Below are 13,197 nucleotides of genomic sequence, written 5' to 3'. Positions count from 1 at the left end.
CCCCGCCGGGCCCCCCCCCCCCCCCCCCCCCCCCCCCCCCCCCGGCCCGCGGGGCCCCCCCCCCCCCCCCGGGCCGGGGCGGGGGGGGGGGCCGCCCGCCCCCCGCGTCCGGGCGTCAACTTGGGTTGACATGCCGATGGTGTCAACGTAGGTTGACGTCATGAGCGATGCAACGGATCTCGCCGAGCGCGCGGGCGACCGGGATCCCCGGGTCGGACTGCGGGCCGTCGCCGCGCTGCGCAGGCTTCTGGAGCAACTGGAGGCCGTCCAGGTGCGCAGTGCGCGGCACCAGGGCTGGTCGTGGCAGGAGATCGCCACCGAACTCGGTGTGAGCAGGCAGGCCGTGCACAAGAAGTACGGGAGGCATTGATGTTCGAGCGGTTCACCAAGGACGCGCGGGCGGTCGTGAAGGGCGCGGTGGAACACGCCGAGCAGGCGGGTGCGCGCGGCGTCGACCCGGAGCACCTGCTGCTCGCCCTGCTCGACCGGCAGGGCAGCCGCGCCTCGTTCGCGCTGGCGGCCCTGGGACTCGCCGAGCGCAGGGAGTCGGTGCGGCGGGCGGTGGAGGAGGCCCGGCGGCGTGCCGGGCTCTCGCAGGCCGAGGCCGACGCGCTGGCCGGACTGGGGATCGACGTCTCGGAGATCGTCGCCCGGGTGGAGGAGGTGCACGGGGTCGGGGCCATGTCCGGGGACCGGAGGCACAGGGGCCGGTGGCCGGGGCGCCGGACGGGGTCCGGGCGGCGGGTGGCCTTCGGCCGCGGCGCCAAGGAGGTCCTGGAGAACTCCCTGCGGGTGGCCCTCGCCCGGCGGGACCGGCACATCGGCGACGAGCACCTGCTGATGGCCCTGACCGTCCGGCCCGGCGTCCCTGCGGAGGTCCTCGCCGACCACGGGGTGACGTACACGTCCCTGACCCGCGTGCTGTACGGGGACGGCGAGGCCAAGGCGGGCTGAGCGGGGCCCGCGGTCTCCTTCCCCCGGGCGCGGGAACCGGAAGTCCGGCGTTCGGGGTCCGGGGGAGGAGGCGGCGCTCCTCGAGCCGTGAGCGGTGCGGCTCAGGGCTTCGGCGTGCGCAGGAGTGCCCCGATGCGGGCCGCCGCGGTCGACAGGTGGCGGCGGGCGTCGCGGAGCTGCTCGGCCGTGACGCCGTGGTCGCGGGCCGCGTCGCGGATGTCGTCACGGAAGCGGTCGAGCAGCCGGTCCAGGTCGCGGGCCGGATCGCCGGTGGACTCCGCGGCGCTCTCGTGGGACCAGGCCGGTACGTAGTCGGCCGGGAAGTCCTGCGGGGTCTCCGTGCGGACGGGCTCCGGCGCCTGCCGGGGGCTGCCGTCGCCGGTGCCCTTGTCCTTGCCCGTGCCGTCGCCGTGACGGCCGAAGCCGAAGTCCTTCCCGACGTCCTTGCCGAACTCGCCGACCTCCTTGACGAGTTCGCTCAGGCCTTCGCGCAGCCCGGTCGGCCAGTCGCCCCGGGCGAAGCTGTCCTGCACCCGCTCCTGCACCCGCCGGGCCATGCGCTGCATCTCCTCCTGCGCCTGGGCCCGGGCCCGCTCCTGTGCCTCCTGGGCCTGGCGCCGGGCCCGCTGGGCCTCCTCGCGGGCGCGGCGGCTCTCGTCCTTGGCGCGCCGGGCCTGCTCCTTCCACTCCTGCTTGACGCGCCGCATCTCCTCCTTGGCGGCGCGCCAGGCCTCCGCGTCGCCGTGGGCCGCGAAACCCCCGAAGGGACCCGCGTCCTCGCCGCGCGCACCGGTCCCGGAGCCCTGGCGGGCCTCGCCGGCCGCCGCCCGCATCTCCCGGCGCAGGTCGCCCGCCGCGCCGCGCACGTCGGCCCGGATCTCGGCGGCGAGTTCGGCGACCGACTCCCGGATCTCCAGCTCCAGGTCGGCCAGCTCACCGCTGCGGTCGGCCAGTTCGGCACGGCCCGCGTCGGTGATCGAGTACACCTTGCGGCCGCCCTCGGTGGTGTGGGTGACCAGCCCCTCGGCCTCCAGCTTGGCCAGCCGCGGGTAGACGGTGCCCGCCGACGGGGCGTACAGACCCTGGAAGCGCTCCTCCAGGAGGCGGATCACCTCGTACCCGTGACGCGGGGCCTCGTCCAGCAGCTTCAGCAGGTACAGGCGCAGGCGGCCGTGGGCGAAGACGGGGGGCATGTCAGAGCACCTTCTTGTCGGTCGTGCCGTCGGCCGGGGCGCCGGTGGCGCGAGCGTCTCCCGGGCCGGAAACGGAATTCTCCCCCGACGGGTCCCGCGGACCGTCCGCCGGGTCACCGCCCGCCGGCTCCCCGCCGGGCGCGGCCGGCCCGTCCGGAGCCGGCTCCCAGGGCTCGTCCTCCGCGGCCGGGCGGCGCAGCAGGGCGATCGAGCCGGAGACCGTGGTGGCCCGCAGCCGGCCGCTGCCCGTGCCGAGCCGGCCGGTGATCCGCTTCGCGCCCCACTGGCCGGTGACCCGCAGGTCCTCGAAGGCGTTGGAGACCGAGCCGCTCGCGGTGTTCGCCTCCACGTCCGCGTCCGCCGGGTGCGGCAGCCGGATGGCGATCTCGCCGGAGACGCTGGTCAGGGCGATGTCCGTGGGGCGGCCCGCCGGGTCGAGGTCCACGATCATCGAGCCGCTCACGGAGTCGGCCCTCACCGAGGAGCCGGCGCCGTCCACCACGGTCAGGTCGCCGGAGACGGAGTGGAAGCGCAGGGCGCCGGTGAGGGCCTGCGCCTCCACGCCGCCCGACACGGTGTGCGCGCGCACGGGGCCGCCGAGTCCCACCAGGGTCGTGTCCCCGGAGACGCCCTTGACGTCGGCCGGCCCGTCGATGCCGGAGATTACGGCCTCGGCGCCGACCGCGCCCACCTCCACACGGGTGTGCGCCGGGACGGCCAGCGAGACGACGGCGCTGCGCCGCCAGCTCTTGCGGTCCAGCCACTTCAGGAGGTCCTTCCAGGGCAGGTCCTCGTACGCCACGGTCAGCGTGCCGCCCTGCTGGGTGACCACCAGCGGCGGCCCGTCGATCGCGGAGACCTCCAGCCGGGCGGAACCCTCGTCCGTCCCCACGACGTTCACCGTTCCGTTGACGATGCGGACGTGGAGCGCGCTCACCGGCTCGTCGAACGTGAGCTTCGTCGGCTCTGCGACGGACCACTCGGACATGGACAGACCTCCTCGACACGCCATATCGCGTCTTACGTGATTCACGATATATCGTGGCGTGGGGAAGTCAAGGCACTCGTTCCGGCGATCACACCGCACCCGAAACGGACAAAATGGCCTAGCGTGTGAGCATGTCGACGGATGCGTTCACCTCCGGGCGCCGGGCCGGCCCCGCCCCCGGCGCCCTGCTCCTGTGCCGGGCGGAACCGCAGTCCGTCGCCCCGGTGGCCCGGCTGCTGCGCGAGCGCGCGGTGCTCGCCCCGGCCGGCGAGGTGTGGAGCGTCCTGGTGCCCGAGGGCCGGCCCTGGCTGCACGACGACGAGCCGGTCGACCGTGTGGTGACCGGCTGGTCCACGGCCCTGGCCGTCGCCGCGCCCTGGCCCGTCCTCGCCCTGTGGTGGGACGCCGACCGCGCCGGCTGCCTGCTCGCCTCCGGCTCCCGCCGCCCGGTCGGCTGCACCTGGCTCACCGGCGGCACCCCGGCCGGCGAGGAGGAGGCCCTGCGCGCCTTCGCCGGCCGCCTCGGCCTCGGCTCGGCTCCGGACCTGCGGTCCCTCGACCGGCTCACGGCACCGGACCCCGCCTTCGACGCCCGCGCCCGGATGCGTGCCCTGCTTGCGGTGCTGACCCGCGTGGGCGTGCGCCTGCCCGCCGGACTCGACCCCGGCGAGAGCGCGGAACGCCTGCGCGAGGCGGCCGGGCAGGACCCCGCCGCCCGTCCCCTCGGACCCGGCCCGGAGCGGGGCGCCGCCCGCGCCGGACGCGACACGGCCCGCGCCGGCGGCCCCGGTCCCTGGCTGCCCTGGCTGCCCTGGGGCTCCGGCCCCCGGACCCGCGCCCTCGCCCTGTCCCAGGTCGCGGCCGGGCTCCCGCTCCTGGCCCGGGGCCTGCGGCGCCGCAGCGGCGGCTGGACGGTCGCGGGGGCCCTGCTGCTGACCCACGGTGCCCTGGGGCTGGTGTACGACCTGGCCCATCCCCGCGACTGACGTGCCGCGGTGCGGGCGGCACCCCGGGCGACGGCGGCGCCCCGGCCCTCGGCGGCGCCCCGGCCCTCGGTGGCACCCCGGCCCTCGGTGGCACCTCCCAGCCGACGGCCGCCCCCGGCCGGACACGGTGGACACGGCGGGCACCGCGGAGACGGCGAACACAGTGGACACGGCGGATACAGCGGACACGGCGAAGGGGCGCCCCCAGGCGCCCCTCCCGAGCGGACCCCCGCGCGTCCTGCGCGCCTGCGCGTCCTATTCGTCTGCGCGTCCCGCGCGTCCTACTCGTCGTCCTCGTCGTCCAGCCGCGCCAGCCAGGTCGCCAGCCGTTCCACCGGCACCTCGAAGTCGGGGTTCAGATCGACGAACGTCCGCAGCTGCTCGGCGAGCCACTCGAAGGTGACCTCCTCCTCGCCGCGCCGCTTCTCCAGTTCCTCGATGCCACGGTCCGTGAAGTACATGCGGACAAGGATATGCGGCCGGGCCGCACCCCCGGCGGGGGTGCGGCCCGGTGACGTACGACCCGCGAGGGCGGGCGGCTACGCCTCGAACACCTCACGCACCAGCTGCTCCTGCTCGGCCTGGTGGCGCTTGGCGGAGCCGACCGCCGGGGACGAGCTGTGCGGCCGCGAGATGCGCCGCAGGCGCTCGCCGGGCGGGATGTCGGCGCCGACCGCCAGGTCGAGGTGGTCGATCAGGTTGAGGGCGATGAACGGCCAGGCACCCTGGTTCGCCGGCTCCTCCTGGGCCCACAGGTACTTCTCGGCGTTCGGGTACTTCTTGATCTCCGCCTGGAGCTCGGTGCCCGGCAGCGGGTACAGGCGCTCGATGCGGATGATCGCGGTGTCCGTCACGCCGCGCTTCTGGCGCTCGGCCTCCAGGTCGTAGTAGACCTTGCCGGCGCAGAAGACGACCTTGCGGACCGCGGCCGGGTCGACCGGCGCGTCGCCGATGACCGGGCGGAACTGGCCCGTCGTGAACTCCTCCGCCTTCGAGGCCGCGGCCTTCAGGCGCAGCATCGACTTCGGGGTGAAGACGACCAGCGGCTTGTGGTGCGGGTTGTGCACCTGCCACCGCAGGAGGTGGAAGTAGTTCGACGGCGAGGTCGGCATGGCGACCGTCATGTTGTTCTGCGCGCACAGCTGCAGGAAGCGCTCCGGGCGGGCCGAGGAGTGGTCCGGGCCCTGGCCCTCGTAGCCGTGCGGGAGGAGCAGGGTGACGCCGGAGGTCTGGCCCCACTTCTGCTCCGCCGAGGAGATGAACTCGTCCACGACCGTCTGGGCGCCGTTGACGAAGTCGCCGAACTGCGCCTCCCACAGCACGAGCGCGTCGGGGCGGGCCAGCGAGTAGCCGTACTCGAAGCCCATCGCCGCGTACTCGGACAGCAGGGAGTTGTAGACGTTCAGCCGCGCCTGGTCCTCGGAGAGGTACTGCAGCGGCGTGTACTCCTCGCCCGTGTTGCGGTCGATGATGACCGCGTGGCGCTGGCCGAAGGTGCCGCGCTGGGAGTCCTGGCCCGCCAGGCGGACCGGGACGCCCTCCAGCAGGAGGGAGCCGAAGGCCAGGGTCTCGCCCATGCCCCAGTCGATCGTGCCGTCCTCGACCATGGCCGCCCGGCGCTGGAGCTGCGGCAGCAGACGCGGGTGGACGGTGATGTGGTCGGGGATGTTGACCTGGGACTCGGCGATCCGCTTGACGACCTCCGTGGTCACCGCGGTGTTCACGGCGACCGGGAACTCGGCCTGCGGGTCGGTGGGCGCCACCGCCGACGGCTGCGAGGTGGCCTCGCGGACCTCGGTGAAGACCTTTTCCAGCTGGCCCTGGTAGTCCTGCAGCGCCTGCTCGGCCTCGTCCAGGGTGATGTCGCCGCGACCGATCAGGGACTCGGTGTACAGCTTGCGCACCGAGCGCTTCTTGTCGATCAGGTCGTACATCAGCGGCTGGGTGAAGGCCGGGTTGTCCGACTCGTTGTGACCGCGGCGGCGGTAGCAGATGAGGTCGATCACCACGTCCTTGTTGAAGGCCTGGCGGAACTCGAAGGCCAGGCGCGCCACGCGGACGCAGGCCTCCGGGTCGTCGCCGTTCACGTGGAAGATCGGCGCCTCGATCATGCGGGCCACGTCGGTGGCGTACATCGACGAGCGCGACGACTCCGGGGCGGCGGTGAAGCCGACCTGGTTGTTGATGACGATGTGGACCGTGCCGCCGGTGCGGTAGCCGCGCAGCTGCGACATGTTCAGGGTCTCGGCCACCACGCCCTGGCCCGCGAAGGCCGCGTCGCCGTGGATCGCCACCGGCAGGACGGTGAAGTCCGTGCCGCCCTTGTTGATGATGTCCTGCTTGGCGCGGGCGATGCCCTCCAGGACCGGGTCGACCGCCTCCAGGTGCGAGGGGTTCGCGGCGAGCGAGACCTTGATCTGCTCGCCGTCCAGGCCGGTGAAGGTGCCCTCGGCGCCCAGGTGGTACTTCACGTCGCCGGAGCCGTGCATCGACTTCGGGTCGAGGTTGCCCTCGAACTCGCGGAAGATCTGCGCGTACGACTTGCCGACGATGTTCGCCAGGACGTTCAGCCGGCCGCGGTGGGCCATGCCGATGACGACCTCGTCCAGGCGGGACTCGGCGGCCGAGTCCAGCACCGCGTCCAGCAGCGGGATGACGGACTCGCCGCCCTCCAGGGAGAAGCGCTTCTGGCCGACGTACTTCGTCTGCAGGAAGGTCTCGAAGGCCTCCGCCGCGTTCAGGCGGCGCAGGATGCGCAGCTGCTCCTCGCGCTCCGGCTTGGAGTGCGGGCGCTCCACGCGGTCCTGGATCCACTTGCGCTGCTTGGGGTCCTGGATGTGCATGAACTCGATGCCGGTGGTGCGGCAGTACGAGTCGCGCAGCACGCCGAGGATGTCGCGGAGCTTCATCATCGACTTGCCGGAGAAGCCGCCGACGGCGAACTCGCGCTCCAGGTCCCACAGGGTGAGGCCGTGCTCGGTGATGTCCAGGTCGGGGTGCTTGCGCTGGCGGTACTCCAGCGGGTCGGTGTCGGCCATGACGTGGCCGCGGACCCGGTAGGAGTGGATCAGCTCGAAGACACGGGCGGCCTTGGTGACGTCGTCGTCGTGGCTGGCGTCGATGTCCTTGAGCCAGCGGACCGGCTCGTAGGGGATGCGCAGCGCCTCGAAGACGTCGTCGTAGAAGTTGTTCTCGCCGAGCAGCAGGTTGGCGACGGTGCGCAGGAACTCGCCGGAGGCGGCGCCCTGGATCACCCGGTGGTCGTAGGTCGACGTGAGCGTCATGACCTTCGAGATGCCGAGCTTGTTCAGGGTGTCCTGGGAGGTGCCCTGGAACTCCGCCGGGTAGTCCATGGAGCCGACGCCCATGATCACCGACTGGCCGGGCATCAGGCGCGGCACGGAGTGGACCGTGCCGAGGCCGCCGGGGTTGGTCAGGGAGACCGTGACGCCGGTGAAGTCGTCCATCGTCAGCTTGCCGTCGCGGGCGCGGCGGACGATGTCCTCGTAGGCCTGCCAGAACTCGAAGAAGTTCAGCGTCTCGGCCTTCTTGATCGCCGCGACGACGAGCTGGCGGTCGCCGTTGGGCTTGACCAGGTCGATGGCGAGACCGAGGTTGACGTGCTCCGGCTTGACCAGGGTGGGCTTGCCGTCCACCTTCGCGAACGACCAGTTCATCGACGGCATCGCCTTGATGGCCTGGACCATCGCGTAGCCGATGATGTGCGTGAAGGAGATCTTCCCGCCGCGGGCCCGCTTCAGGTGGTTGTTGATGACGATGCGGTTGTCGAACAGCAGCTTCACCGGGACCGCGCGCACGGACGTGGCCGTGGGCAGCTCCAGGGAGGCGTCCATGTTCTTCGCGACGGCGGCGGCCGGGCCGCGCAGCGTGATCTGCTCGGGACCCGCGGGGGCCTCGGTGGCGGGCTGCGCCTTGGGCTTCGGCGCGGCGGCCGGCTTGGCGGCGGCCGGAGCCGGAGCGGCGGCCTTCGCGGGCGCCGGGGCCTGCGCGGCGGGCTTCGCCGGGGCGGGGGCCGCGGCCGGGGCGGCCGCGGGCTGCGCGGGCGCGGGCCGGGCGGGTGCGGCCGGCGCCGCCTGCTGAGCCGTGCTGGTGGTCCCCGCGGCCCCCGTGGCCGCGGTACCCGCCGGAGCCGAGGCGGCGGGCGCTCCCGGCTTGTAGTCGGCGAAGAAGTCCCACCAGGCGCGGTCGACCGAATTCGGGTCCTGGAGGTACTGCTGATAGATCTCGTCGACGAGCCACTCGTTGGGACCGAACGCGGCCGCGGGGTTCTTCCCCGCTTGGTCGGTGTCGGTCGAGATGCTCGAGTTACTGGGGGACTGTGGCGACACGGCGGCAACCGCCCTCTTCCGCTTCACAAGGTGATGGACAGCGGGAATAAAGGCTACGCCTCCGGGAGCGGGAAGGTCAGGCCGGGCCCGTTCATCGTCGCGTAAGTCACATCTCGGAGCGTGTTTCGCTGCTGGAAATGGCGGGAAACAAGCGTGGTTCCGCTTCAGGTGGGAAGGAGACAGCGGGGCCCGGCGCGCCGACGGCGCGGGCCCTCGCCTGATCACACGTGTCCGTCAGCGCGAACGCCCGTGGATCTTGCTGTTCCGCTCCAGACTTTACGTCAACTTGGTGAAGAAGACAGTCCCGGAAGGGTGACGAGGATCCGGCAACCGCGCTCGGATTCGGCCACACCGATCCGGCCGCCGTGCAGATCCACCGCCCAGCGGGCGATCGCCAGTCCGAGACCCGTGCCCCCGTCGCTGCCCGGGCCCTGCTGCCGGGTGGCGCCGCGGTTGAACCGCTCGAACACCCGGTGCCACTCGGACTTGGGGATGCCGGGCCCCTCGTCCAGGACCTCCAGCTCCAGCGACTCCGGCTGCGGCCCGCGTCGCGCCTTCACGGTCACCCGGCCGTGCGGCGGGCTGTGCTTGACCGCGTTGTCGATGAGGTTGGCGACCACCTGGTGGATGCGCTCCGGGTCGGCGTGCGCGGTCAGTTCGGGCGGCGAGACGTCGAGGTGGAGGTGGACGTCCGTACGGGTGTGGCTGCCCGAGCCGGTGGCGATGCCGGCCCGCACGGAGGCCACCATGTTGGCCTCCTTCAGCACGCCCGACAGGTACGGCCACACCTCGAACCGCCGCTTCTTCAGCGGCACCACGCCGTTGTCCAGGCGGGACAGGTCCAGCAGCGTCTCCACCAGCCGGCCGAGCCGCTCGGTCTGCTTCAGGGCCGTGCGCATCGTCTCCTGGTCGGCCTCGGTGACGCCGTCGACGATGTTCTCCAGCACCGCGCGCAGGCCCGCGATGGGCGTGCGCAGCTCGTGCGAGACGTTGGCCACCAGCTCCTTGCGCTGGCGGTCCTGGGCCTCCAGCTCGTCCGCCATGACGTTGATCGTCTGGGCCAGGTCGCCCAGCTCGTCACGGCGGTTCTCGCGGACCCGGCGGGTGTAGTCGCCCTGCGAGATCGAACGGGCCACGGCGTTCATCTCGTCCAGCGGCGCGGTGAGGGAGTGCGCCGTGAACTGCGTGATGAGCAGGGTGGCGATCATCGAGAAGACCGTGATGAAGCGCAGCTCCGTCTCGGTGCGCACGGCGATCATCATCAGCCCGGTGGTGATCAGGACCGAGGTGACGACCAGCGCCCCCAGCTTGGTCTTGATCGAGAACGGGCGTACGCCGCCCCAGGGCTCCGGCTCCCCGGGGCCTCTCCGTCCGGCCGGCCCGGGGCTCATGGCGTCGGCGTCTCCAGGGCGTAGCCGACACCGTGCACGGTGCGGATCCGCTCGGCGCCGATCTTGCGGCGCAGCGCCTTGATGTGGCTGTCGACGGTCCGGGTGCCGGAGGCGTCCGCCCAGTCCCACACCTCGGCCAGCAGCTGCTCGCGCGAGAGCACCGCGCGCGGGGTGTTGGCCAGGCACACCAGCAGGTCGAACTCGGTGGGCGTCAGGTGGACATCCTCGCTCTTGACGCGCACCCGGCGCTGCGCGTGGTCGATCTCCAGTTCGCCCAGGCGCAGGATGCCGCTGCGCGGCGTCGCGGCGGCCAGGGCCGCCCGCTCCACCCGGCGCAGCAGCACGTGCACGCGGGCCGCCAACTCCCGCATGGAGAACGGCTTGGTCATGTAGTCGTCGGCGCCCACGCCGAGGCCGACCAGCATGTCCGTCTCGTCGTCGCGCGCGGTGAGCATCAGCACCGGCACCGGCCGCTGGGCCTGCACGCGCCGGCACACCTCCAGGCCGTCGAAGCCCGGCAGCATGATGTCGAGGATCAGCAGATCGGGCTGCCAGGCCTCCGCCGTGTCCACGGCGGCCGGACCGTCCCCGGCCGTTTGCACCAGGAATCCCTCGGCGCGCAGGCGGGTCGCGATGGCGTCCACGATCGTCGCGTCGTCCTCGACCACCAGGACCCGGCGCTGTGCGCCCGGGGTGGCCGTCGCCGTGCCGTTGTGGGAGGTGTGTGTCTGCTCCATCGCCCGCCCCTGAGGTGTGCTTTCCGGAACCAGTGGGGTGATTCCTTCTGACTGGCTGTGCCTGCGCGTGGTTGCGATTGACGCTTGAATGATCGGCGTCAGGGCAGCAGCGTACGGGGAGTCCGCTTGCCTTTGCTATCCAGGTCGGACGCCGAGATGCACGACGTCGGGAACGCCCCGGGCAACCGGGATCTCTTCGGTACGCACCTGTTGGAACCCGGCATTCCGCAAGGTTTCTTCGAATTCCGGAGACGGCTGCGCCGACCACACCGCCAGGACCCCGGAGGGCCTCAACACCCGTGCGCAGCCTGCGAGTCCGGCCGTCGAGTACAGTCCCGCGTTGTCGTCGGTGACGGTCCAGTCCGGCCCGTTGTCGATGTCCAGGCAGAGCGCGTCGTACGTGGCGCATGTCTCATTGACGTACGCCACCAGATCCGCTTCGACGATGTCGGTGCGCTCGTCGGCGAGGGCCCGCGCGGAGAGCGCGGACAGCGGGCCGTCGCGGTGCCAGTCGATGACGGCCCGCTCGCGCTCGACGACGGTGATCCGTCCCCAGCGGGGGTTCGCGGCGGCGTGTGCGAGCGAGAAGCCGACGCCGAGTCCGCCGACGAGCAGGGCCGGCGCCGCGCGGTCGTCCAGGGCGTCCAGGGCCGCGTCGACCAGCCGCCGCTCCGAGCGGCCGTCGGAGGTGTCCATCAGGAAGCAGCCGTTGGAGATGATCTGGAGGAGGTCGCCGTGCCGCCGCAGCACGAGCTCGCCGTGCGGGCCCTCGCGACGGTCCAGGACTTCGGGAGAGTCGTACGAGGTGGGCATCCGCTCATCCTGGCAGATCGGCCGGGGGCCCTCACGGCATTTACCGCCCGCGGCGCCGGTCAGACCTCCAGCCCGTGCCCGTACGGGAAGACGGGGTCCCCGGTGTCGTCCGGCACGTCCGGGCGGGACACCGCCACCGCCGCCATCGACCGGGGCAGCTCGAACGGCAGCCGCCCCTCGGCGCGCGCCCGGCCGAACGCCACGTCCAGCAGGGCCGCGTCGCTCGCCCCGTAGTCCGCCACCAGCGCGGCCGCCCGCTCGGCGATCTCGGGCAGCACGGCGGGCCGTTCCAGGTTGACGCACACCAGCGTCGGCACGGTGTCCAGCAGCCGCAGGATCTCCCCCAGTTCGTCCTGCGGGAAGGCCAGCGAGCCGGAGTGGAAGAAGGACTCGAAGGCGCCGGGCCGCCGCTCGTACGGCGTGCGCAGCCGCAGCACGGCGACGTCCGCCTCCGCCGGGTCGGCCACCACCTCGCCGTACTCCGCGGCCGTGCGGCCGTCCACGTTCTCCACGTACAGCCGCGGGCGCCCGCCGAGCGGCAGCAGGGAACGGTTGGTCAGGACGGTCAGCGAGCGGCGCTGGGCGGCGGCGCCGAGCGCGGTGAACTCGCCGGCGCCGACCGTCTCCTCGGCCGCGTCCGGGTCGACGTACCGGTGCTCGAAGAGCCCCAGCACGAACTTCTCGCGCAGCAGCCGCCGTACGGACGCGTCGATCCGCTCCTCGGTGATCCGGCCGGAGCGGACCAGTTCCACGATCACCTCGGGGCACTGCTCGCCGCCGAACTGGTCGACGCCCGCGTCCAGCGCCTTCGCGGCGCGCTCGGCGACGGTCAGGTGCTCCACGCCCCAGGCCCGCGCCACGTGCTGCTCCCCCATGATCGGCGCGTCGGTGAGCAGCCCCCAGTCGGTGCAGACGACGCCGGTGAAGCCGAGGCGCCCGCGCAGCAGGTCCGTCAGCACGCCCCGGTTGAAGCCGAAGCCGACCTCCTCCCAGTCGGTGCCCACCGGCTGGCCGTAGTACGGCATGATCTGCGCGCACCCGGCCGCGACGGCCGCCCGGAACGGCGTGAGGTGGTACTCCCGCATGCCGCCCGGGTAGACCTGCTCCTTGCCGTGCGGGAAGTGCGGGTCCTCGCCGTCCTTCTGCGGGCCGCCGCCGGGGAAGTGCTTGACCATCGCGGAGACGGAGCGCGGGCCGAGCCGGGGCCCCTGCAGGCCGCGCACGTACGCCCGGACTAGCTCGGCGCCGGCCTCGGCCGACGAGCCGAAGGTGCCGGACTGGCGGGACCAGCGCGGCTCGGTGGCGAGGTCGGCCTGCGGGTGCAGGGCGAGGCGGAAGCCGACCGCCAGGTACTCGCGGCGCACGGTGTCGGCGAACCGCTCCACCAGCTCCGCGTCCCCGATCGCGGCCAGCCCGAGCGGCTCCGGCCAGGCCGAGAAGGCACCGGCGTGGAAGGAGGCGCCCGGGTTGTCCGTGAAGGCGTGCCGCGGGTCGGTGGACAGGGTGACCGGGATGCCCAGCCGGGTGCCGGCGGCGCGCTCCTGCACCCGGTTCGCCCAGACGGCCAGTTCGCGGGCGCCGCCCTGGCCGAGCAGGTTGAAGTGGGTCAGCTGCCGCTCGCCGATCGCGTCGCCGGTGCCGTCGGCGAGGGAGCCGCCGGGGCCCATGGTCAGCATGCCGTGGAAGAGCTGGCCCGCCTTCTCCTCCACGGTCATGCGGGCGAGCAGGTCCTCGACGCGCTCGTCGACGGGGCGGTGCGGATCGCGGTACGCGGGGGTGGGCATCC

General features: G+C 73.0%; 11 protein-coding genes. 3 read left to right on the top strand and 8 right to left on the bottom strand.

The window, feature by feature from the left end; genetic code table 11:
• Window positions 1-160: 160 nt before the first annotated feature.
• Together ACIF8T_RS31395 and ACIF8T_RS31390 are read left to right on the top strand one after the other, a co-directional pair.
• Window positions 161-370 carry a helix-turn-helix domain-containing protein gene (locus tag ACIF8T_RS31395; protein ID WP_400039658.1) on the top strand — a complete coding sequence of 70 codons (210 nt, stop codon included), beginning with the start codon at window positions 161-163 and terminating at the stop codon, window positions 368-370.
• Window positions 370-954 carry a Clp protease N-terminal domain-containing protein gene (locus ACIF8T_RS31390; protein ID WP_400039656.1) on the top strand — a complete coding sequence of 195 codons (585 nt, stop codon included), beginning with the start codon at window positions 370-372 and terminating at the stop codon, window positions 952-954. The genes ACIF8T_RS31395 and ACIF8T_RS31390 overlap by 1 nt, the downstream gene beginning before the upstream one ends.
• A 101-nt stretch (window positions 955-1,055) precedes the next feature.
• Here the strand turns inward: ACIF8T_RS31390 and ACIF8T_RS31385 are convergent, their stop codons facing one another.
• Together ACIF8T_RS31385 and ACIF8T_RS31380 are read right to left on the bottom strand one after the other, a co-directional pair.
• Window positions 1,056-2,147, bottom strand: coding sequence for a helix-turn-helix transcriptional regulator (locus ACIF8T_RS31385; RefSeq protein ID WP_400039655.1), 1,092 nt, complete (start codon window positions 2,145-2,147; stop codon window positions 1,056-1,058).
• A gap of 1 nt (window position 2,148) precedes the next feature.
• Window positions 2,149-3,135: a DUF4097 family beta strand repeat-containing protein gene (locus ACIF8T_RS31380; protein ID WP_400039654.1), complete on the bottom strand. Its 987-nt coding sequence runs from the start codon at window positions 3,133-3,135 to the stop codon at window positions 2,149-2,151.
• 131 nt (window positions 3,136-3,266) lie between these two features.
• Between ACIF8T_RS31380 and ACIF8T_RS31375 the strand changes: the two genes are divergently transcribed.
• Window positions 3,267-4,121: a hypothetical protein gene (locus ACIF8T_RS31375; protein ID WP_400039652.1), complete on the top strand. Its 855-nt coding sequence runs from the start codon at window positions 3,267-3,269 to the stop codon at window positions 4,119-4,121.
• Window positions 4,122-4,402: 281 nt separating this feature from the next.
• Here ACIF8T_RS31375 and ACIF8T_RS31370 read toward each other — a convergent pair whose 3' ends face one another.
• The 6 genes from ACIF8T_RS31370 to ACIF8T_RS31345 all read right to left on the bottom strand — a co-directional run bounded on the left by ACIF8T_RS31370 (window position 4,403) and on the right by ACIF8T_RS31345 (window position 13,195).
• The gene (locus ACIF8T_RS31370) at window positions 4,403-4,582 is read right to left on the bottom strand and encodes a DUF6104 family protein (RefSeq protein ID WP_003992906.1); all 180 of its coding nucleotides are present in this window, start codon (window positions 4,580-4,582) and stop codon (window positions 4,403-4,405) included.
• A 78-nt stretch (window positions 4,583-4,660) separates the two neighbouring features.
• On the bottom strand, window positions 4,661-8,470 hold the full coding sequence (locus ACIF8T_RS31365; RefSeq protein WP_400039650.1) for a multifunctional oxoglutarate decarboxylase/oxoglutarate dehydrogenase thiamine pyrophosphate-binding subunit/dihydrolipoyllysine-residue succinyltransferase subunit: 3,810 nt from the start codon (window positions 8,468-8,470) through the stop codon (window positions 4,661-4,663).
• 281 nt (window positions 8,471-8,751) lie between these two features.
• On the bottom strand, window positions 8,752-9,861 hold the full coding sequence (locus ACIF8T_RS31360) for a sensor histidine kinase (RefSeq protein ID WP_400039649.1): 1,110 nt from the start codon (window positions 9,859-9,861) through the stop codon (window positions 8,752-8,754).
• Window positions 9,858-10,598, bottom strand: a complete 741-nt coding sequence (locus ACIF8T_RS31355) for a response regulator transcription factor (protein ID WP_400039648.1) — start codon at window positions 10,596-10,598, stop codon at window positions 9,858-9,860. The genes ACIF8T_RS31360 and ACIF8T_RS31355 overlap by 4 nt, the downstream gene beginning before the upstream one ends.
• 135 nt (window positions 10,599-10,733) lie before the next feature.
• Entirely contained in the window at window positions 10,734-11,411 is a 678-nt protein-coding gene (locus tag ACIF8T_RS31350; protein WP_400039646.1) for a spermidine synthase, read from the bottom strand.
• A 59-nt stretch (window positions 11,412-11,470) separates the two neighbouring features.
• The gene (locus tag ACIF8T_RS31345) at window positions 11,471-13,195 is read right to left on the bottom strand and encodes a glycoside hydrolase family 3 protein (RefSeq protein WP_400039644.1); all 1,725 of its coding nucleotides are present in this window, start codon (window positions 13,193-13,195) and stop codon (window positions 11,471-11,473) included.
• Window positions 13,196-13,197: the final 2 nt, after the last annotated feature.

Origin of the sequence: Streptomyces sp. NPDC085946 (assembly GCF_044540485.1) — a bacterium.
Lineage (GTDB): Bacteria > Actinomycetota > Actinomycetes > Streptomycetales > Streptomycetaceae > Streptomyces.
This window is presented reverse-complemented; position numbering and strand designations above follow the sequence as displayed.

Bases quoted from the DNA above. Each gene is read 5' to 3' on its own strand.
- ACIF8T_RS31380 (WP_400039654.1), bottom strand. From the start codon at position 3,135: ATGTCCGAGTGGTCCGTCGCAGAGCCGACGAAGCTCACGTTCGACGAG.
- ACIF8T_RS31370 (WP_003992906.1), bottom strand. From the start codon at position 4,582: ATGTACTTCACGGACCGTGGCATCGAGGAACTGGAGAAGCGGCGCGGC.
- ACIF8T_RS31395 (WP_400039658.1), top strand. From the start codon at position 161: ATGAGCGATGCAACGGATCTCGCCGAGCGCGCGGGCGACCGGGATCCC.
- ACIF8T_RS31355 (WP_400039648.1), bottom strand. From the start codon at position 10,598: ATGGAGCAGACACACACCTCCCACAACGGCACGGCGACGGCCACCCCG.
- ACIF8T_RS31375 (WP_400039652.1), top strand. From the start codon at position 3,267: ATGTCGACGGATGCGTTCACCTCCGGGCGCCGGGCCGGCCCCGCCCCC.
- ACIF8T_RS31350 (WP_400039646.1), bottom strand. From the start codon at position 11,411: ATGCCCACCTCGTACGACTCTCCCGAAGTCCTGGACCGTCGCGAGGGC.
- ACIF8T_RS31385 (WP_400039655.1), bottom strand. From the start codon at position 2,147: ATGCCCCCCGTCTTCGCCCACGGCCGCCTGCGCCTGTACCTGCTGAAG.
- ACIF8T_RS31360 (WP_400039649.1), bottom strand. From the start codon at position 9,861: ATGAGCCCCGGGCCGGCCGGACGGAGAGGCCCCGGGGAGCCGGAGCCC.
- ACIF8T_RS31390 (WP_400039656.1), top strand. From the start codon at position 370: ATGTTCGAGCGGTTCACCAAGGACGCGCGGGCGGTCGTGAAGGGCGCG.
- ACIF8T_RS31345 (WP_400039644.1), bottom strand. From the start codon at position 13,195: ATGCCCACCCCCGCGTACCGCGATCCGCACCGCCCCGTCGACGAGCGC.